Origin of the sequence: Burkholderia sp. Nafp2/4-1b, assembly GCF_003635165.1 — a bacterium.
Lineage (GTDB): Bacteria > Pseudomonadota > Gammaproteobacteria > Burkholderiales > Burkholderiaceae > Burkholderia.
The window spans coordinates 143,986-162,784 of the sequence record NZ_ML058602.1 but is presented as its reverse complement, the minus strand read 5'-3'; the positions used below and the strand labels follow the sequence as shown (position 1 = coordinate 162,784).

Genomic DNA, 18,799 nt, shown 5'->3' with positions numbered 1-18,799 from the left:
GTGCATTGCTACGCTTACAGCGTTGCGCCGCCGACTGCGCGGTTGCACGGGCACAGTTCGTCCGTTTGCAGGCCGTCCAGAATGCGCAGGACTTCTTCCGGGCTACGGCCGACGTTCAGGTTGTTCACCGAGACGTGCTGGATCGTGTTGTCCGGATCGACGATGAACGTCGCGCGCAGTGCCACGCCGGCTTCCTTGTCGCGCACGCCGAGCTGGTCGATCAGCTCGCCCTTGACGTCGCCGAACGAGTAGTGGTTCAGCTTGTCGAGGTCCTTGTGCTCACGGCGCCATGCGAGCTTCACGAATTCGTTGTCCGAGCTGCCGCCGAGCAGGACGGCGTCGCGCTCTTCGAACTGCTTCGTCAGCTTCGCGAACTCGACGATTTCCGTCGGGCACACGAACGTGAAATCCTTCGGATAGAAGTAGATGATCTTCCACTTGCCCGGGAACGACGCTTCGGTGACGGTCTCGAACGCCGACTGGCCGTTTTCCTCGTGATTGTTGAAGCCCGGCTTCGCGGCTACGACGGTGAATGCTTCGAGTTTATCGCCCACGGTTTTCATGCGGATACTCCTGTGTGAGTTGGGAAGAAGACTGAGTCAAGCTACCTCGGTGCTGCAACGATGATGTGACAGCATGGGAATGACTATAACACTATTAATAAACCGCTTCAATAGATTTTGACTAACGATTCCCATAGTTTTTGTCAACCGCGGCGATAGTGTGACGCGCAAGAAGCGTGCGCGAACGCGTCACGCCGTCGCACGCGCCCTGCCGGCGCCGGGGAATTCGAGCGTGACTTCGAGGCCCGCTTCGGGGCTGCGGTTGCGCAGGCGCAGCGCACCGCGATAGCGGCCGACGAGGCGCAGCACGATCGCCATGCCGAGCCCCGTGCCGTCCGCCTTGGTACGCGCCGTGTCGACGCGGTAGAACGGGCGCATCACGAGCGGCAGCTGGTCCTCGGGGATGCCGGGGCCTTCGTCGCTCACCGACAGCTCGACGCGCGCATGCGTCACGCGCGTCTCGAGCGTGATGCGCGACACGCCGTCGTCGCGGCTCTGGCCGTATTTGCGCGCGTTCTCGACGAGGTTGCCGATCACGCGGCGCATGTCGGTTTCGTCCGCTTCGATCACGGCGCTCGGCGCGAGCCGCGTGCGGATCTCGACGCCGTCCTCGCCCGACACGCGTGCGGCGACTTCATGCGCGATCGACGACAGGTCGACCGGCTCCGGCTTGCGCTGGCTCGGACGCGCGTAGTCGATGAAGGCTGCGATGATGCGGTCCATCTGTTCGATGTCGTCGACCATCGCGTCCTTGGTCGCCTGGTCGGACGGACTCATCTCGGTCTCGAGCCGCAGCCGCGCGAGCGGCGTGCGCAGGTCGTGCGAGATGCCCGCGAGCATCAGCGCGCGATCGGCTTCGAGCTGCTCGAGGTCGCGCACCATCTGGTTGAAGCTGCGGTTGGTGTCGGCCGCGACGCCCATCCCGCGCTCGGGCAGCGGATCGGGCGCCTGGCCGGAACCGACCTGGCGCGCGGCGAGCGCAAGCCGCGAGAACGGCCGGTTCACGAGGCTCGTGATGAACGCGGAACCGAACAGCGACAGCGCCAGCGCGAACAGGCCCCAGCCGGCCCACTGCAGGCCGGTGACGTTGTCGAGCTGGTCGCGGTCGAGCGCGACCCAGTAATCGTCGTCGTCGATCTTGAAGCTGATCCACACGCCGGGGATGTCGTTGACCGACTGCGCGATCACGGTATCGTCGCCGAGGCGGCTGCGGATGTCGTGTTCGATCAGGCGGTTCAGCGATTCGTCGGGCTGCAGCTTGAACTTGTCGGTCTTTTCGCGGGGGTAGACGCGCACGCCCTCGTTGCTCTCCAGATCCTGCAGCAGCGCGCGCCGCAAATCGGGATCGGAATAGAGCAGGGCGGTGCGCGTGAGCTTCACGACCGCGACGAGCTGGAGCGCCACGCGCTGCGCGCGCGGCTCCCGCTCGATCACGCGAAAGCTCTGGAACCACGCGGCGAGACTGACCGAGATCAGCAGCGCGATCAGCAGGAAGGTGCGCCAGAACAGCCCGCCGAACGCGAGCTGCAGGAGGCGCCGGTCGATACGCATGGGACGGGCCGTGGACAGGCGAAACCGGAAAGAAAAAAGATCAGGCGGCGCCGTCAGGAATGAACACGTAGCCGAGGCCCCAGACGGTCTGGATGAAACGCGGGCTGCCTGGATCCGGCTCGATCAGCTTGCGCAGACGCGAGATCTGCACGTCGAGGCTACGGTCGAATACTTCGTATTCCCGGCCGCGCGCGAGCTCCATCAGCTTCTCGCGCGACAGCGGCTGGCGCGGATGACGCGCGAACACCTTCAGCACCGAGAATTCGCCGGTGGTCAGCGGAATTTCCTGGCCCGACTTCGTCAGCGTGCGCGTCGCGAGATTCAGCGAGAACTCGCCGAACTCGAACACCTCGGTGGTCTCGGACGGTGCGCCCGGCAGTTCGGCCGGTGCCTGGCGGCGCAGCACCGCGTGAATGCGCGCGACGAGTTCGCGCGGGTTGAACGGCTTCGGCAGGTAGTCGTCGGCGCCCATCTCGAGGCCGACGATGCGATCGACGTCCTCGCCCTTCGCGGTGAGCATGATGATCGGCGTGCGATCGTTGCTGCCGCGCAGGCGCCGGCAGATCGACAGGCCGTCTTCGCCCGGCAGCATCAGGTCGAGCACGAGCAGGTCGAAGCGCTCGCGCACCCAGAGCTTGTTCATCGCGGTCGCGTTCTCCGCGACGTACACGTTGAAACCCTGCTCGCCGAGATAGCGGCGCAGCAGGTCGCGCAGGCGCGGGTCGTCGTCGACGACGAGAATCTTGGAGGGGTTTTTCGTTTCCATGAGCGGCATCTTATCGCGAATGGGAAAACACGCACGGTCGCGTATTTTCGTGCGTTACAGTCCGTTACAAAATTTACCCGTAGTGTCGCGCGGAGTAAAGGCAGGCTATAGAGATTCCTTTACTCGAAACCGAAATTCGTTAGATACTCCCCAGCACTCCATCTTTCATCTTTGTACACCCGAATTCCGCAGGGTTTTTCAAGTACCAGAGGTAACCGGTTGCCGCGTGACGAAGGGAACAAATCGACCAGAGAAGCGAGGACGGTCATGCGATCTGCCCGGATTGCACTGATGCTGACGATCGCACTTGCCGGTCCATACGCGTCGAACGTCGCGTATGCGCAGCGCGCCGAGCCCGGCGCCTCGTCACGCAAGCTGCCGCGCGGCAAAGCGCCGCAGTCCGATCGCGCGCCCGACATCGCACGTTCCGCGCTGCCTCCCGATCTCGAACAGCATCGCCGCGACGGGCACATGACGCCCGAAGAGCGCCACCTGCTGCGCCAGCACATCGAGGACGCCGTTCGCGAGCTGTACAAGCGCTGAACCGCCGCGCGTCCTGCACGGCGTCGGAAAGATTCCGTAGCAATTTTCCGGTCAACTTTCGGGTGCGTGCCGCCGTTGAACCGGCATCCGCACCGCCGGTGCGCCCCGGGAGTCCACGACGATGAAAGCGAACGCTGCCGCCCCGGCATCGCCCGCGATGCAGGCACCGCTCGACGCCGACGATGCGCTGTTCTTCCTGAGCCGTACCGGCTTTTCTCCCGCACCGGCCGAGGTCGCCCGGATCGTCGGCATGACGCGCGGGCAGGTCGTCGCCGATACGCTCGGCAACGTGCGTCGCGAACCCGTGACGACCTGGCCCGACTGGCTCGCCGAACTGCCGCCGACCCGCGCGCAGCGTCAGGCGCTGACTCCCGACATGCGGCGCGACGAGCAGCGCGAACGCAATCGACGCTACGATGCGCTGCGTGCCGCGTGGGTCAACGAGATGGTCGTGACGCCGTCGCCGCTTACCGAGCGCATGACGCTGTTCTGGCACGGGCACTTCACGTCGGGGCAGGACAAGGTCCCGTATCCGCAGACGATGGCCGCCCAGAATGCGCTGTTTCGCCGCGAAGCGCTCGGCAACTTCGGCACGCTGCTGCATGCCGTCGCGAAGGATCCGGCGATGCTCCAGTATCTCGACGGCGCGAGCAATCGCAAGGGGCGACCGAACGAGAATTTCGCGCGCGAGGTGATGGAGCTGTTCACGCTCGGCGAAGGGCATTACACGCAGCGCGACGTGACCGAGGCTGCGCGCGCGATGACCGGCTGGAGCGTCGATCCCGATACGCTGCGCTTCGCCGTGCGGCCCGATTGGCACGACGCGGGCGACAAGACGATCCTCGGTGAGACCGGCGCATTCGACGGCGACGGGTTTCTCGACATCCTGTTGAAGCAACCCGACACCGCGCGCTTCATCGCGGCCAGGCTGTGGCGCGAGTTCGTGTCCGATACACCCGATGCCGGCGCGCTCGATGCGGTGGCCGAACGCTTTCGCGCGAGCGGCTACGACATCCGCGTGGCGCTCGCTGCGCTATGGTCGACCGATGCGTTCTGGGATCCGCGCAATCGCGGCGTGCTCGTGAAGTCGCCGGCCGAATTCGTCGTCGGGTCGGTGCGGCTGTTCGACGTCGCGTACGGCGATCCGCAGATGCTCGCGAACACCGTGCGCACGCTCGGGCAGAACCTGTTTTATCCGCCGAACGTGAAGGGCTGGCCGGGCGGCGCGCTCTGGATCAACAGCACCACGCTGCTCGCGCGCAAGCAGTTCGTCGAGCAGTTGTTCCGTGCGACCGAGACGACCGGCATGCGGGCACCTGCAGCCGCGACGGCGGCGCCGAATGCGCGTGCCCATGCGATGCCGGTGGCGGACACCGCGTCTGCCGCCGGCATGCGCGGCGCGCCGGGCAAACCGCCGCGCGGCGGCCTGCGATTCGATCTCGAACGCTGGCTCGCACAGTATCGTGCGCGGCCGCAGGCCATGGCCGGCTTGTCGACCGAGCTGCAACTGCAGCACGCGGTGCTGCCGGTGTCGCCGGTTGCGGCGATCGATACGGATTCGACCGGCAGCGCGTATCTCGAGGCGCTGCTGATGGATCCGGCCTATCAACTGAAATGATGGAAACGACGACGAACAGGTGTGCTGCAGCGGCGACCATGCTGCACGGCGAACCGAAGGATGCACGATGAACCGACGTGATTTTCTGACGCTGACGGGCGCCGCGGCCGCGGCCGGCGTGTCGTTGTGGCAGCCGCCCGCGCAGGCGGCAACAGCGGCGGCGGGGCGCCACCCGGCGGCCGGCTATGCGAACGTGCTGATCCTCGTCGAGCTGAAGGGTGGCAACGACGGCCTCAATACCGTGGTGCCGTATGCGGACCCGCTCTACTACTCGTTCCGCCGCAGCATCGGCATCAAGCGCGATCAGGTGCTGCAACTCGATGCGCAGACGGGGCTGCACCCGTCGCTCGCGCCGCTGATGCCGCTGTGGCACGACCGGCAGCTCGCGATCGTGCAGGGTGTCGGCTATCCGCAGCCGAACCTGTCGCATTTCCGTTCGATCGAGATCTGGGATACCGCGTCGCGCTCCGACCAGTACCTGCATGAAGGCTGGTTGACGCGCACGTTCGCGCAGGCGCCGGTGCCGCCGGGCTTCGCGGCGGACGGCGTCGTGCTCGGCAGTGCGGAGATGGGGCCGCTCGCGAACGGCGCGCGTGCGATCGCGCTCGTCAATCCCGCGCAGTTCATCCGCGCGGCGCGCCTCGCCGAGCCGTCGTCGCTACGGGAACAGAACCCGGCGCTTGCACACATCATCGACGTCGAGAACGACATCGTGAAGGCCGCCGACCGGCTGCGTCCGCGCGGCGGGATGCGCGAGTTCAGGACGACCTTTCCGGCCGGCACGTTCGGAACCTCGGTGAAGACCGCGATGCAGGTGCTCGCGGCCTGCGAAGCGTCGGGGCCCGGCGCGCAGGATGGCGTCGCGGTGCTGCGACTCACGCTCAACGGTTTCGACACGCACCAGAACCAGCCGGGTCAGCACGCTGCGCTGCTCAAGCAGTTCGCGGAAGGGATGAATGCGATGCGTGCGGCGCTGGTCGAGCTCGGGCGGTGGAACCAGACGCTCGTGATGACGTATGCGGAATTCGGCCGGCGCGTGCGCGAGAACCAGAGCAACGGCACCGATCACGGTACCGCTGCGCCGCACTTCGTGATGGGCGGCCGCGTGGCCGGCGGGCTGTATGGGGCGGCGCCCGTACTCGGGCGCCTCGACGGCAACGGCAACCTGCCGGTCGCGGTCGACTTCCGCCAGCTTTATGCGACCGTGCTCGGGCCGTGGTGGGGGCTCGATGCGACGCAGGTGCTGCAGCAACGCTTCGACACGCTGCCGCTGCTCAAGGTGTGATGACCGCGCGTTGCTGGTGCGCCGTGCGTGATGTGCGGTGCCTGGTGCGAATCAGCGGCGGCGTGCGGCGCGCCACGCGATCCACAGTTTGCGGATCGGCGTCAGCGCGATGCGCTGGTGCAGTACCTGGTAGCCGTCGCGCTCGATTTCGTCGAGCAGCGCGCCGGCCAGCGCAATCTGCGCGCGTAGCGTGCGTTGCGTGCGGCGTTCCGCCGCCGGGATCGCCGCGTCGGCGGCGGCGAGCGCTTCGCGCGCGCGGGCCGTCTGAAATTGCAGCAGTTCGGTGAAGGCCGGGCTGTAGCGACGGTTCAGCAGGTCGGCGGCGGTCACGTTGTAGCGTTGCAGTTCGTCGATCGGCAGATAGATGCGGCCGTGGCGCGCATCGTTGCCGAGTTCCTGCACGAATTGCGCGAGCATCAGCGCACGGCCGACATCCGCGGCCCACGGTTGCGGGTCGGCCGGATTCGCGGCGCTCGCGCGCGCGACCAGCGACGCGAAGGTGGCGCCGGTCTGCGCGATGTAACGCTGCAGGTTCGCGAAATCCAGATAGCGCGCCTGTTCGAGATCCATCCCGAAACCGTTCACGAGCGTGCGCAGTGCGTCGGCTTCGGCCGCGATTGCCGGGTGGTGCTGGGCGAGCGCCTTCGTGACCGGGTGCGACGGTTCGCCGGCGGCGAGCGCCGCGAGTTCCTTGTGCCACCACGCGAGCTTCGTGTGCCCGACGGTCGGGTCGCTGGTTTCCTTGACGGTTTCCTCGAGTTCGCGGCGCAGCGCGAACAGGGCCGTCAGGCGCGGTTCGGCGGCGAGTGGCGCCTGGCGCAGCGCGTAGTAGACGCTGGAGCCGGCGGGAGCGGCCTTTTGCTGACAGTAGTCGTCGAAGTTCACGGATGGGATCGTGGCGGAGGCGGGTTCGGGAGCGCGTGCGGGCGCGTGGCCGGCACGTCGAGCGCGGCATTCTAGCACCGCTCTCGGGCCGGTGCCGGCGGGGCGAGACAACGCTGCAGAGATCGGGTAGAATCTCGCGCTCGCCTGATCGGGCGTGCCGGTTTTCGGGCCGGCATGAAGCCCCGGGCGCGTGGAGAACGCATCTTGCGTGCCGCGCGGTCAGGCGACGGAAATACGCGTGAGTGGCGAAATTGGTAGACGCACCAGGTTTAGGTCCTGACGCCCGCAAGGGTGTGCCGGTTCGAGTCCGGCCTCACGCACCACGAAGTCGAACGTGCCACGCAACGGCCGTTCCAAAAAAAGCGCTGCCGGGCTGACCGGCAGCGCTTTTTTGTTGCTCCGGTTCCGCGTGCCCGGAAAAACCTGCGTCGTGTAATATGAACGAAACCTTTCATTCGCACGGGCTGTTTTAACGGGGGCGTCGATGACCAACACCACACGGATGCTGATTTCCGTTCTGCCGCTAACGCTGGCAATTCCTGCTTTTGCCGCTACACCTGCCGACAACGTCGCATGGAGCGCACAGCCGGAGCCGATCGCCAGCAAGCCGCTGGACTGTTCCACGCCCACTGGGTCGGGGTGGCGGATCACGGGCGAGCGTCCCTCCACGGAATCGGTGCTGAAAACGGTCGGCACCGTTCTGGCCGTTTCCGCGCTCAGTGTTGTAACGAAGGGCAGCATGCAACAATCTCAGGCGGCAGTTGCGAATCCGTGCGCACGCGCGGGTCTGTGAATCGCTTCCTGCCGAAAGCAGCGGCTCGTTGCCCGTCCGGGCCCGCACACGACACCCAATAAACGAAAGCGCCGCGCGTCCACCGACCGCGGCGCTTTGTCGTTGCGAGCGCGCCTAATCCCAGAAACTCCGCACCGCGACCGCCACGATCACCGGGACCGAGAACACCAGCGGAATCGCGAAATACTGCGCTTCGCGATCGACGATCCAGCTATAGATCAACCACGCCACACCTATCGCGAACGTGATGAGGCCGACCAGCACGGCCGCAATGTTCAGGGCGAGCTTCGAAGGCTGGCGGCGCGCTTTGTCATCGGTGTCGGGTTCGCGCGGAGACGATTTCATTTGAAGAAGGGCCGGCCTGGCAGTGTAAAAGCACAGGAGACCCCATCCGCACGGATCGTGCAAGGGCCGTCGCGGGCCGGCCCCGCATCATGGACGCACGCGCGCTACAACCCGGTGCTCGGCCACGACGGTATCGACCGCCGCGATCGAGATGCCCGCGGGCAGCGCGGCGTGCGTCACGACCTGCGTTACGCGTACCGCAACTCGGCATGCACGAGAAGAGCCAGATCGCCGGCGTGCTGCGCGTGGCCAACGGCCCGGCCGACGACGCGCCGACGCAAGCGGGCGGCGCATCGCGTTGAATTGCGCGAGCGAATCCATGCCAACGGGCGCACGCGTGAATGGTTGTATCCGCAACCATTGAGCGTTATGCTCGTCAGCTCCCAGCAGACGGATGTCCATCATGAACGACACGAATTCAGGGTCGGTGCGCGCGGCGGTGGTCGGCGTCGGCGCGATCGGCGGATTGCTCGCGGCCGCGCTGTCGCGGGCCGGGATGACGGTGAGCGCCTACGCGCGCGGTGCGACGCTCGACGCGCTGAATGCGCACGGCGTGCGCGTGGTCGATGAGGCAGGCGCCGTGTCGTCGGTCCCGGTGCGTGCGAGCGACGACGCAGCCGAGCTTGGCGTGCAGGACTACGTGGTGATCGCGCTGAAGGCGCAGGCGCTGCCGGCGCTGGCCGCGCGCGTCGCGCCGCTCGTCGGGCCCGACACGGTGATCGTCGCCGCGATGAACGGACTGCCGTGGTGGTTCACGCACGGGCTCGCGGGGCCGCTCGACGGCGTGCCGCTCGACGCGGTCGACCCGGCCGGCACGGTGTCGGCGGCGCTGCCGCCCGCGCAGGCGATCGGCTGCGTCGTGCATCTGTCGTCGAGCACCGATGCGCCCGGTATCGTGCGCCGCGGCCGCGGCAATCGCCTGATCGTCGGCGCGCCCGATGCGCGACTCGCCGCGCCTGCCGCGCGGTTCGCGGCGGCGCTCGCAGCGGGCGGCTTCGACGTCGAATCGACATCGGAAATTCGCACCGAGATCTGGGCGAAGCTGTGGGGCAACATGAACATGAATCCGCTGAGCGCGCTGACGGGGTCGACCGCCGAGCAGCTGCTCGACGATCCGTTCACGCAGGATCTCGCGCTGCGGATGATGGAGGAGGCGGCCGATATCGGTGCGAAGCTCGGTCTCGAGACGGGCATGAGCGGGCCGGAGCGGATCGCCGTCACGCGCAAGCTCGGCGCGTTCAAGACATCGATGCTGCAGGATTTCGAAGCCGGCCGGCCGCTCGAAATCGGACCGATCCTTGGCGTGTTTCCGGAGCTGGGGCGCAAGCTCGGGGTGCCGACGCCGTACTGCGACGCGGTGCTCGGATTGCTGCGTCAGCGCGCGGCAAACAGCGGGTTATAGCGGAGGGGAGAGCGGCGGCGATGGCTGACACACCGGGCAGGGTGACGCACGATGAATGGTCGTCCTCGGCACGTCCTGTAGCGGAGGTTGGCAGCGCTCATGCGCGGATGTGTTGGTGCGGCGCGCGTTGCCTGCAGGATTCGTCTGAATAAGAGAAGAGAAGCGCTGGATCGCCGACGACCCACGGGCGAGGTCCCCGCAGGTCCCACACCGTTGCAACACGGGCGCGGCACGGATCCCGCGCTCCGCGCGCGTTACTCGTCGCGTTCGACCGCGTTCGCGACGACCTTGTCGAGCAGCCGCTCGAACGTCTGGCGCTCGCTGTCGGACAGGCATGCAAGCAAGCCTTCGTTCCACTTGCGTATGATCGGCACGATCTTGCGATGCAGCGAGCGGCCGTCGGTGGTCAGCGCGATCAGCACGATCCGGCCGTCCTCCTCGCTCGCGCTGCGCTCGAGCAGCCCCTGACGCAGTAGCGCTTCCGCCGCGCGGCTCGCCTGGCTCTTGTCCAGGTTCGTGTGGCGCGCGAGATCCATGATCGAAAACGGCCCGAACGCGCCGACGGCGGCGATCACGCGCGCCTCGGGCAGCGAGATGTCCAGCTTGTTCCGGTACACGTCGGCGATCCCGCGGTCGGATCGCTTCGTGAGCGCATGGAGGCGATAGGTCAGAAACTGATCGAGCCCGGCTTGGCGGCCTTTCATGTCGAATCCTGGAGAAAAAGGGCGGGCCCGATTGTTCCTGTATCGCGCGCTCGGGTCAACGGTCAGTGTGCGCCGTACTTCAGCAGTGTCAACTGTTCGGCTTCGTTCGCGAGCAGATTCGCCGCATCGCGGATCGCGACGTCGAGCGTGATCGGCCCCGGCGCCGGCGAGAAGCAGCCGGAAAAATGTTCGGACAGGCGCGGCAGCGCGGCCGGGTCGACCGCGCCCGACAGCAGCGACGCGGGCACGCCGGCGGCGCGCGCGTGGCGGCATGCGATGAACGGCGCCTTGCCGTGCAGCGTCTGCACGTCGGAGCGGCCTTCACCGGTGATCAGCCAGTCGGCGCCCGCGAGTGCCGCGTCGAGCCCGACCTGCCGGGCGACGACTTCGGCGCCGGCTTCGAACTGCGCACCGAGCATGTGCAGCGCGAACCCGAGCCCACCCGCGGCGCCGGCGCCGGCCGAATCGCGGCCACGGCGGTCGAGCGCGGCTTCGAGCAGGTCGGCGAAGTGGCCGAGCGCGGCGTCGAGCGTCGCGACCTGCTCGGGCGTCACGCCCTTTTGCGGGCCGAACACCGCGGTCGCGCCATGCGCGCCGGTCAGCGGGTTGTCGACGTCGGACATGCCGATGAATTCCGCTTCCGCCAGGCGCGGATCAAGCGTCGACGCGTCGATGCGCGCGATGTCGGTGAGCCGCGCGGGGATCGGCTCGACCGGCTGGCCGGCCGCGTCGAAGCATTGCAGGCCGAGGCCCGCGAGCAACCCTGCGCCGGCATCGTTGGTGCTGCTGCCGCCGAGCGCGACGAAGAAGCGCCGCACGCCTTCGTCGAGCAGCGCGCGGATCGCCTCGCCCATCCCGCGCGTGCTGCGTGCGTCGACCGGCACGCTCATGCCGACGGCGTCGGTGATCCCGACGATTTCGGCCGTCTCGACGATCGCGGTGCGCGCATCGATCACGCCGACCGCCGCGTCGCGCCCGGCGAGCGACGCGCCGGCCACTTGCAGCGTGCGCCGCGTGCCGCCGCCGGCCAGCATCGCGTCGAGCGTGCCCTCGCCGCCGTCGGCCATCGGGCAGCAGCGCACGACCGCGTCGGGGCGGGCACGGCGGATGCCGGTGGCGATCGCGTCCGCGACCTGCTCGGCGGAAAGCGAGCCTTTGAACGAATCGGGCGCGATGACGACGACAGGCGCGGACGGGTGTTGCGGCATGGTGTCTCCGGAAGGCGTAATTGGTGTGACGAAATGGGGCCGCGGTGGCGGCGCACGTTCAATCGGAGCTTACAGGATGGCGGCCCGGCGGTGGATACGGGGTTCGGCATAGCCGCGATCCAAGGCGGATGGCCGCGCACGAGAGCAGGCGTCACGGCGGGTACGCACGGTTGTCGTGCCGATCTGGCGGTGTGAGGAAAATTGTTTGCTAGAATAGTCGATTCTTCCGGCCAAAGCCGTGCTCCGAGCCGCTTGCGCTAGCCATTCGGCGCGTGCAGGGATGGCGTGGCGCTCCGGCGCGGCGTGGGTATGTGACGCACCTCATGTGACGCACCTCACGCCGCAGGCAGGCACGGCAAGGAAAACCCGATTCGCTCGAATAATTTTAGGACGATTGAAGCCATGGCTAACGTTGTTGAGAACCTCGGCAAGCTTGAACGCCGCGTGACGATTTCCCTGCCGAAAGACACCGTGCAGAAGGAAATCGACGCCCGTATCCAGAAACTCGCGAAGAACGTTCGCATGCCGGGTTTCCGCCCGGGCAAGGTGCCGCTCAAGATGGTTGCCCAGCAGTACTCGGGTCAGGTCGAAGCGGAAGTGCTGAGCGACAAGATCGGCCAGGAATTCTTCACGATCAGCCGCGCGGAAAACCTGCGCGTCGCTGGCCAGCCGAGCTTCGAGCCGAAGCAGGAGCAGGTTGAAGATGCATACGCGTTCGACGCGACGTTCGAGGTCTACCCGGAAGTGAAGATCGGCGATCTGGCGACGGCTGAAGTCGAGCGCTCGACGACGACGATCGGCGACGCCGAAATCGACCGCACGCTGGACATCCTGCGCAAGCAGCGCGTGCACTTCCACGCGCGCGGCGAAGCCGGCGAGCACGGCGACGGCGGTGCGGACACCGCAGCGAAGAACGGCGACCGCGTGACGGTCGACTTCGTCGGCAAGATCGATGACGTCGCGTTCCAGGGCGGCACGGCCGAAGACTTCCCGTTCGTGCTCGGCGAAGGCCGCATGCTGCCGGAATTCGAAACCGCGGCGCTGGGCCTGAAGGTCGGCGAACAGCGTACGTTCGACCTCAAGTTCCCGGACGACTACCACGGCAAGGACGTGGCAGGCAAAACGGCACAGTTCACGGTCACGATGAAGAAGATCGAATGGCCGCACCTGCCGGAAATCGACGCTGAATTCGCGAAGTCGCTCGGCATCGAAGACGGCGACCTGACGAAGATGCGTGCCGAGATCAAGGAAAACCTCGAGCGCGAAGCGAAGCGTCGCACGCAATCCATCGTCAAGAACCAGGTGATGGACGCGCTGCTGAAGATTTCCGAACTCGACGTGCCGAAGGCACTGATCGAGCAGGACCAGCAACGCCTCGTCGAAATGGCTCGCCAGGACCTGGCGCAGCGCGGCGTGCCGAACGCGAAGGACGCACCGATCCCGGCCGAGATGTTCGCCGAGCAGGCAGAGCGTCGCGTGAAGCTGGGCCTCGTGCTGGCCGAGCTCGTGAAGGCGAACGGCCTGGAAGCGAAGCCGGAACAGATCCGCGCGGAAGTCGACGAGTTCGCGAAGAGCTACGAAGACCCGAAGGAAGTGGTCCGCTGGTATTATTCCAACCAGCAGCGCCTCGCCGAGATGGAAGCGTTCGTCGTTGAAAGCAACGTCGTCGACTTCGTGCTGGGCAAGGCAAAGGTGACGGACAAGGAAGTGAGCTTCGAGGCACTCGCGAGCGCATCGGCGCAAGCGTAAGTGTCGCTCTAGCGGCGTGCCGGCTGTCGGAGCGACGGCCTGCACGCCGTTTTCACGTCAAGCGCACGGTTGCCATTAATATGGCGATTGAGCGGGCGGCTTCCCTCCGTTCAATTTTCCATTCGAACAAGGTTCATTGAATGATCACTCGCGCTGAATTGCTGGACATGCTTGCTTCGAACGCGCCGCAGGGTTTCGAGGCGCAAGCGCTGGGGCTGGTGCCGATCGTCGTCGAAACGAGCGGCCGCGGCGAGCGTTCGTACGATATCTATTCGCGTCTCCTGAAGGAGCGCCTTGTGTTCATGGTCGGCGAAGTGAACGACCAGACCGCCAACCTCGTGGTCGCGCAGCTGCTGTTCCTCGAGAGCGAGAATCCCGACAAGGACATCAGCCTCTACATCAACAGCCCGGGCGGCTCGGTGTCGGCCGGCATGGCGATCTACGACACGATGCAGTTCATCAAGCCGGACGTGTCGACGCTGTGCATGGGTCTCGCGGCCAGCATGGGCGCGTTCCTGCTCGCGTCGGGCGCGAAGGGCAAGCGTTTCGCGCTGCCGAACTCGCGCGTGATGATTCACCAGCCGCTCGGCGGCGCACGCGGCCAGGCATCGGACATCGAGATCCAGGCGCGCGAAATCCTCTACCTGAAGGAACGGTTGAACAACCTGCTCGCGCAGCATACGGGCCAGGACGTCGAGCGCATCGCGCGCGACACCGACCGTGATAACTTCATGTCGAGCGAGGACGCGAAGGCGTACGGGCTGATCGATCAGGTGCTGCTGAAGCGCCCGTGAGTTTAAGTGGGGTGCCGCCCCGATTCGCGCGGCGCCCCGGCAATGTCCCGAGTGCCCTGAGCATCTGCGGCAAGCGCATCCAGCCGGCTCCGGTCGCGCCCTAGGCGCGGCGTCCGGAGCAATCGGCGTATCATGTCATCTACCTGTCCGGAGGCTCTACATTCATGGCGGACAAAAAAGGTTCGAACAGCGAGAAGCTGTTGTATTGCTCGTTTTGCGGGAAGAGCCAGCATGAGGTGAAAAAACTCATCGCGGGCCCGTCGGTGTTCATCTGCGATGAATGCATCGACCTCTGCAACGAGATCATTCGCGACGAGGCGGCTGCCGCCGGCGTCGAGGCCAGCCTGTCCCGCTCGGATCTGCCGAGCCCGCAGGAAATTCGCGACATCCTCGATCAATACGTGATCGGCCAGGAGCGTGCGAAGAAGATCCTCGCGGTCGCCGTGTACAACCACTACAAGCGCCTGAAGCATCTCGACAAGAAGGACGACGTCGAGCTGTCGAAGAGCAACATCCTGCTGATCGGTCCGACGGGCTCCGGCAAGACGCTGCTCGCGCAGACGCTCGCGCGGTTGCTCAACGTGCCGTTCGTGATCGCCGATGCGACGACGCTGACCGAAGCCGGCTACGTCGGCGAGGACGTGGAGAACATCATCCAGAAGCTGTTGCAGAACTGCAACTACGAGGTCGACAAGGCCCAGCGCGGGATCGTCTACATCGACGAAATCGACAAGATCAGCCGCAAGTCGGACAACCCGTCGATCACGCGCGACGTGTCGGGCGAGGGTGTCCAGCAGGCGCTGCTGAAGCTCGTCGAAGGCACGATGGCGTCGGTGCCGCCGCAGGGCGGCCGCAAGCACCCGAACCAGGATTTCATCCAGGTCGACACGACCAACATCCTGTTCATCTGCGGCGGCGCGTTCGACGGCCTCGAGAAGGTGATCACCGATCGTACCGAAAAGACGGGCATCGGCTTCGGCGCGACGGTCAAGAGCAAGCAGGAACGCGACGCGGGCGAAGTGCTGCGCGAAACCGAACCGGAAGACCTGATCAAATTCGGTCTGATCCCCGAATTGATCGGCCGTCTGCCGGTGGTCGCGACGCTCGGCAAGCTCGATGAAGCCGCACTGATGAAGATCCTCGTCGAGCCGAAGAATGCGCTCGTCAAGCAGTATCACAAGCTGTTCGCGATGGAACGCGTCGAGCTGGAAATCCGGCCGGGCGCGTTGCAGGCAGTCGCCCGCAAGGCGATCCGCCGCAAGACCGGCGCGCGCGGTTTGCGTTCGATCATCGAACAGGCATTGCTCGACGTGATGTATGAGCTGCCGGCGATGAAAGGGGTCAGCAAGGTCATCATCGACGAGAACGTCATCGATGGCGACGGCAAGCCCCTGCTGATCTATGAGGACACGCCGAAGGTGGCGGGTTCGAACTGACCGGCTTGCCGACGATGTTCTGCGAAAAAGGCCGTTCATGAGTCCGTGGGCGGCTTTTTTTCGTTTATCTTGTGGGTAACTCTGACTCGACACGCGGTGGTTACTTTCTTACCGAATATTTCCCGCACTTGAAGGCTTGCAATTCGTTGTGGCGGCCTCAATTACCGAACAATTGATTCCACTCATGGGGAAATGAAATGTCAGGCACCCAACTTCTTCCGCCGGAACGCATCACGCTCCCGCTGCTGCCGCTGCGGGACGTCGTCGTTTTCCCGCACATGGTGATTCCGCTCTTCGTGGGCCGGCCGAAATCGATCAAGGCCCTCGAAGCAGCGATGGAAGGCGGCAAGCACATCATGCTCGTCGCACAGAAAACCGCGGCCAAGGACGAGCCGACCGAAAAAGACATGTACGAGGTCGGCTGTATCGCCAACATTCTGCAGATGCTGAAGCTGCCGGACGGCACCGTGAAGGTGCTCGTCGAGGGCTTGCAGCGCGCGAAGGCGTTGTCGATCGAGGAACAGGAGACGCAATTCTCCTGCGAAGTGATGCCGCTCGAGCCGGATCACGCCGACAGCGCGGAGACCGAAGCGCTGCGCCGCGCGATCGTGTCGCAGTTCGACCAGTACGTGAAGCTGAACAAGAAGATCCCGCCGGAGATCCTCACGTCGCTGTCGGGCATCGATGAAGCCGGTCGCCTCGCCGACATGATCGCCGAGCGCCTGCCGCTGAAGCTCGACCAGAAGCAGCATATCCTCGAGATGTTCCCGGTCATCGAGCGCCTCGAGCACCTGCTCGCGCAGCTCGAAGCCGAGATCGACATCCTGCAGGTCGAAAAGCGCATCCGCGGGCGCGTGAAGCGCCAGATGGAAAAGAGCCAGCGCGAGTACTACCTGAACGAACAGGTCAAGGCGATCCAGAAGGAACTGGGTGAAGGCGAAGAGGGTGCGGATCTCGAGGAACTCGAGAAGCGCATCAACGCCGCGCGCATGCCGAAGGAAGCGAAGAAGAAGGCCGACGCCGAGCTCAAGAAGCTGAAGCTGATGTCGCCGATGTCGGCTGAAGCGACCGTCGTGCGCAACTACATCGACACGCTGATCGGCCTGCCGTGGCGCAAGAAGAGCAAGGTCAACAACGATCTGTCAAACGCCGAGCAGGTGCTCGACGAGGATCACTTCGGCCTCGAGAAGGTGAAGGAACGCATTCTCGAGTATCTCGCGGTGCAACAGCGCGTGGACAAGGTGAAGGCGCCGATCCTGTGCCTCGTCGGACCTCCGGGCGTCGGCAAGACCTCGCTCGGCCAGTCGATCGCCCGTGCGACGAACCGCAAGTTCGTCCGGATGGCGCTCGGCGGCGTGCGTGACGAAGCCGAGATCCGGGGTCACCGCCGTACGTACATCGGTTCGATGCCGGGCAAGATCCTGCAGAGCCTCGCGAAGGTCGGCGTGCGCAATCCGCTCTTCCTGCTCGACGAAGTCGACAAGATGGGGATGGATTTCCGCGGCGATCCGTCGTCGGCGCTGCTCGAAGTGCTCGATCCGGAACAGAACCACACGTTCGCCGACCACTACATCGAGGTCGACTTCGACCTGTCGGACGTGATGTTCGTCGCGACGTCGAACTCGCTGAACATCCCGCCGCCGCTGCTCGACCGGATGGAAGTGATTCGTCTGTCGGGCTACACGGAAGACGAGAAGGTCAGCATCGCGCAGCGTTACCTGCTGCCGAAGCAGAAGAAGAACAACGGTCTGAAGGACGGCGAGATCGACGTCACCGAACAGGCGATCCGCGACATCATCCGCTACTACACGCGCGAAGCCGGTGTGCGTTCGCTCGAGCGGGAAGTGTCGAAGATCTGCCGCAAGGTCGTGAAGATGCTGCTGCTGAAGAAGGCATCGGGCGCGATCAAGGTCGATGGCGAGAACCTCGATACGTTCCTCGGCGTGCGCAAGTACGACTTCGGCCTCGCGGCGAAGGAAAACCAGGTCGGTCAGGTGACGGGCCTCGCGTGGACGGAAGTCGGCGGCGACCTGCTGACGATCGAAGCCGCGGTGATGCCGGGCAAGGGCAACGTGATCCGCACGGGTTCGCTCGGCGACGTGATGAAGGAGTCGGTCGAGGCTGCACGTTCGGTCGTGCGCTCGCGTTCGCGACGTCTCGGTATCAAGGACGAAGCGTTCGAGAAGCAGGACATCCACATCCACGTGCCGGAAGGCGCGACGCCGAAGGACGGTCCGTCCGCCGGCGGTGCGATGACGACCGCGCTGGTGTCGGTGCTGACGGGCATTCCCGTGCGTGCCGATGTCGCGATGACGGGCGAGATCACGCTGCGTGGCGAAGTGCTGCCGATCGGCGGGCTGAAGGAAAAGTTGCTGGCGGCGCACCGCGGCGGCATCAAGCTCGTGCTGATCCCGGAAGAGAACGTGAAGGATCTCGCGGACATTCCGGACAACGTGAAGAACGCGATCGAGATCGTGCCGGTCCGCTGGATCGACAAGGTGCTCGAACTGGCGCTCGAACGTACGCCGACCCCGCTGCCACCGGAAGAAGAGGCGAAGGCTGCGGCACCGGTCGGTGATGCGGCGAAGGATGCCGGCTCGACGGAAGTCGTCAAGCACTGAGAACCTGAACGCCGTCGCTGACGGTGGTTCACGAAACCCGCGGCGAGTCCGCGGGTTTTTTATGCGCGCCGGAAACGGGTGCGCGAGTACGCGCATCGAAAAAAATTCATGCGCGGGCTTGGCAAAATGATCGGGGATGAATTAAACTCGCAGGCTCGCTGGTTGTTGATGCCGAAACGCAGATCGCAGCCAGAATGAATCGGAAACGGGTGCTTAGCTCAGCTGGTAGAGCGGCGCCCTTACAAGGCGTAGGTCGGGGGTTCGAACCCCTCAGCACCCACCAGTTTCACGATTCAGCCGGACCAAGGAGCGGTAGTTCAGTCGGTTAGAATACCGGCCTGTCACGCCGGGGGTCGCGGGTTCGAGTCCCGTCCGCTCCGCCAGAAAATGAAAAAGCCCGCCTTGTGCGGGCTTTTTCATTTGTATCATCCAGTGCGCACGCTTGCGGGCGCGTGACTGCGGAGTGGAGGAAGCCGCCTGCGCGGCTTCCGGCGGGACGAGAAGGGTTGCGCGTGCACGCGCAACCGCGGCCTGCA

The 18,799-nt window shown here is 65.4% G+C and carries 16 protein-coding genes and 3 tRNA genes; 12 read left to right on the top strand and 7 right to left on the bottom strand.

All coding sequences use genetic code 11. The annotated features are described in order from the left end of the window. Window positions 1-14: 14 nt before the first annotated feature. The 3 genes from C7H84_RS11840 to ompR all read right to left on the bottom strand — a co-directional run bounded on the left by C7H84_RS11840 (window position 15) and on the right by ompR (window position 2,880). The gene (locus C7H84_RS11840) at window positions 15-563 is read right to left on the bottom strand and encodes a peroxiredoxin (protein WP_006478563.1); all 549 of its coding nucleotides are present in this window, start codon (window positions 561-563) and stop codon (window positions 15-17) included. Between the two features lie 189 nt (window positions 564-752). After that, complete coding sequence (locus C7H84_RS11835; RefSeq protein ID WP_121858983.1) at window positions 753-2,114, bottom strand: ATP-binding protein; 1,362 nt, start codon at window positions 2,112-2,114, stop codon at window positions 753-755. A 40-nt stretch (window positions 2,115-2,154) separates the two neighbouring features. Beyond that, complete coding sequence (gene ompR, locus C7H84_RS11830; protein WP_004199523.1) at window positions 2,155-2,880, bottom strand: two-component system response regulator OmpR; 726 nt, start codon at window positions 2,878-2,880, stop codon at window positions 2,155-2,157. A gap of 267 nt (window positions 2,881-3,147) precedes the next feature. Between ompR and C7H84_RS11820 the strand changes: the two genes are divergently transcribed. The 3 genes from C7H84_RS11820 to C7H84_RS11810 all read left to right on the top strand — a co-directional run bounded on the left by C7H84_RS11820 (window position 3,148) and on the right by C7H84_RS11810 (window position 6,326). After that, the gene (locus C7H84_RS11820) at window positions 3,148-3,423 is read left to right on the top strand and encodes a hypothetical protein (RefSeq protein WP_121858981.1); all 276 of its coding nucleotides are present in this window, start codon (window positions 3,148-3,150) and stop codon (window positions 3,421-3,423) included. A 121-nt stretch (window positions 3,424-3,544) separates the two neighbouring features. Further along, entirely contained in the window at window positions 3,545-5,041 is a 1,497-nt protein-coding gene (locus tag C7H84_RS11815) for a DUF1800 domain-containing protein (protein ID WP_121858980.1), read from the top strand. Window positions 5,042-5,108: 67 nt separating this feature from the next. Next, the gene (locus C7H84_RS11810) at window positions 5,109-6,326 is read left to right on the top strand and encodes a DUF1501 domain-containing protein (RefSeq protein WP_121858979.1); all 1,218 of its coding nucleotides are present in this window, start codon (window positions 5,109-5,111) and stop codon (window positions 6,324-6,326) included. A 51-nt stretch (window positions 6,327-6,377) separates the two neighbouring features. Here the strand turns inward: C7H84_RS11810 and hpnD are convergent, their stop codons facing one another. Next, entirely contained in the window at window positions 6,378-7,211 is an 834-nt protein-coding gene (gene hpnD, locus C7H84_RS11805; protein WP_121858978.1) for a presqualene diphosphate synthase HpnD, read from the bottom strand. A gap of 236 nt (window positions 7,212-7,447) precedes the next feature. On the opposite strand from hpnD, the gene C7H84_RS11800 reads away from it, so the two are divergent. Together C7H84_RS11800 and C7H84_RS11795 are read left to right on the top strand one after the other, a co-directional pair. Beyond that, window positions 7,448-7,534 (top strand) — tRNA-Leu (locus C7H84_RS11800). 161 nt (window positions 7,535-7,695) lie between these two features. Continuing rightward, window positions 7,696-8,004: a hypothetical protein gene (locus C7H84_RS11795; RefSeq protein WP_205611419.1), complete on the top strand. Its 309-nt coding sequence runs from the start codon at window positions 7,696-7,698 to the stop codon at window positions 8,002-8,004. Window positions 8,005-8,118: 114 nt separating this feature from the next. Here C7H84_RS11795 and C7H84_RS11790 read toward each other — a convergent pair whose 3' ends face one another. Next, window positions 8,119-8,349: a hypothetical protein gene (locus tag C7H84_RS11790; RefSeq protein WP_121858977.1), complete on the bottom strand. Its 231-nt coding sequence runs from the start codon at window positions 8,347-8,349 to the stop codon at window positions 8,119-8,121. Between the two features lie 403 nt (window positions 8,350-8,752). Between C7H84_RS11790 and C7H84_RS11785 the strand changes: the two genes are divergently transcribed. Next, the gene (locus C7H84_RS11785) at window positions 8,753-9,751 is read left to right on the top strand and encodes a 2-dehydropantoate 2-reductase (RefSeq protein WP_121858976.1); all 999 of its coding nucleotides are present in this window, start codon (window positions 8,753-8,755) and stop codon (window positions 9,749-9,751) included. A 254-nt stretch (window positions 9,752-10,005) separates the two neighbouring features. On the opposite strand, the gene C7H84_RS11780 is transcribed toward C7H84_RS11785, so the two are convergent. Both C7H84_RS11780 and C7H84_RS11775 read right to left on the bottom strand, forming a co-directional pair. Then, window positions 10,006-10,455, bottom strand: coding sequence for a MarR family transcriptional regulator (locus C7H84_RS11780; RefSeq protein WP_121858975.1), 450 nt, complete (start codon window positions 10,453-10,455; stop codon window positions 10,006-10,008). A 62-nt stretch (window positions 10,456-10,517) separates the two neighbouring features. Further along, a complete protein-coding gene (locus C7H84_RS11775) occupies window positions 10,518-11,663 on the bottom strand; it encodes a glycerate kinase (protein WP_121858974.1) in 1,146 nt (381 codons plus the stop codon). Between the two features lie 402 nt (window positions 11,664-12,065). On the opposite strand from C7H84_RS11775, the gene tig reads away from it, so the two are divergent. The 6 genes from tig (at window position 12,066) to C7H84_RS11745 (ending at window position 18,646) form a co-directional block, all read left to right on the top strand. Then, window positions 12,066-13,412, top strand: a complete 1,347-nt coding sequence (gene tig, locus C7H84_RS11770) for a trigger factor (RefSeq protein ID WP_121858973.1) — start codon at window positions 12,066-12,068, stop codon at window positions 13,410-13,412. Between the two features lie 140 nt (window positions 13,413-13,552). Continuing rightward, the gene (gene clpP, locus C7H84_RS11765; protein ID WP_006496351.1) at window positions 13,553-14,206 is read left to right on the top strand and encodes an ATP-dependent Clp endopeptidase proteolytic subunit ClpP; all 654 of its coding nucleotides are present in this window, start codon (window positions 13,553-13,555) and stop codon (window positions 14,204-14,206) included. A 164-nt stretch (window positions 14,207-14,370) separates the two neighbouring features. Further along, window positions 14,371-15,642, top strand: coding sequence for an ATP-dependent Clp protease ATP-binding subunit ClpX (gene clpX / locus C7H84_RS11760; protein ID WP_006754177.1), 1,272 nt, complete (start codon window positions 14,371-14,373; stop codon window positions 15,640-15,642). Window positions 15,643-15,839: 197 nt separating this feature from the next. Beyond that, on the top strand, window positions 15,840-18,263 hold the full coding sequence (gene lon / locus C7H84_RS11755) for an endopeptidase La (protein ID WP_121858972.1): 2,424 nt from the start codon (window positions 15,840-15,842) through the stop codon (window positions 18,261-18,263). Window positions 18,264-18,470: 207 nt separating this feature from the next. Then, window positions 18,471-18,546: transfer RNA gene (locus C7H84_RS11750), tRNA-Val, on the top strand. Between the two features lie 23 nt (window positions 18,547-18,569). Further along, window positions 18,570-18,646, top strand: a tRNA-Asp gene (locus C7H84_RS11745). Window positions 18,647-18,799: the final 153 nt, after the last annotated feature.

What these genes read in the sequence shown, in the direction of transcription:
- C7H84_RS11840 (WP_006478563.1), bottom strand. Translation starts at nt 563, where the DNA reads ATGAAAACCGTGGGCGATAAACTCGAAGCATTCACCGTCGTAGCCGCG.
- C7H84_RS11835 (WP_121858983.1), bottom strand. Translation starts at nt 2,114, where the DNA reads ATGCGTATCGACCGGCGCCTCCTGCAGCTCGCGTTCGGCGGGCTGTTC.
- ompR (WP_004199523.1), bottom strand. Translation starts at nt 2,880, where the DNA reads ATGGAAACGAAAAACCCCTCCAAGATTCTCGTCGTCGACGACGACCCG.
- C7H84_RS11820 (WP_121858981.1), top strand. Translation starts at nt 3,148, where the DNA reads ATGCGATCTGCCCGGATTGCACTGATGCTGACGATCGCACTTGCCGGT.
- C7H84_RS11815 (WP_121858980.1), top strand. Translation starts at nt 3,545, where the DNA reads ATGAAAGCGAACGCTGCCGCCCCGGCATCGCCCGCGATGCAGGCACCG.
- C7H84_RS11810 (WP_121858979.1), top strand. Translation starts at nt 5,109, where the DNA reads ATGAACCGACGTGATTTTCTGACGCTGACGGGCGCCGCGGCCGCGGCC.
- C7H84_RS11795 (WP_205611419.1), top strand. Translation starts at nt 7,696, where the DNA reads ATGACCAACACCACACGGATGCTGATTTCCGTTCTGCCGCTAACGCTG.
- C7H84_RS11790 (WP_121858977.1), bottom strand. Translation starts at nt 8,349, where the DNA reads ATGAAATCGTCTCCGCGCGAACCCGACACCGATGACAAAGCGCGCCGC.
- C7H84_RS11785 (WP_121858976.1), top strand. Translation starts at nt 8,753, where the DNA reads ATGAACGACACGAATTCAGGGTCGGTGCGCGCGGCGGTGGTCGGCGTC.
- C7H84_RS11780 (WP_121858975.1), bottom strand. Translation starts at nt 10,455, where the DNA reads ATGAAAGGCCGCCAAGCCGGGCTCGATCAGTTTCTGACCTATCGCCTC.
- C7H84_RS11775 (WP_121858974.1), bottom strand. Translation starts at nt 11,663, where the DNA reads ATGCCGCAACACCCGTCCGCGCCTGTCGTCGTCATCGCGCCCGATTCG.
- tig (WP_121858973.1), top strand. Translation starts at nt 12,066, where the DNA reads ATGGCTAACGTTGTTGAGAACCTCGGCAAGCTTGAACGCCGCGTGACG.
- clpP (WP_006496351.1), top strand. Translation starts at nt 13,553, where the DNA reads ATGATCACTCGCGCTGAATTGCTGGACATGCTTGCTTCGAACGCGCCG.
- clpX (WP_006754177.1), top strand. Translation starts at nt 14,371, where the DNA reads ATGGCGGACAAAAAAGGTTCGAACAGCGAGAAGCTGTTGTATTGCTCG.
- lon (WP_121858972.1), top strand. Translation starts at nt 15,840, where the DNA reads ATGTCAGGCACCCAACTTCTTCCGCCGGAACGCATCACGCTCCCGCTG.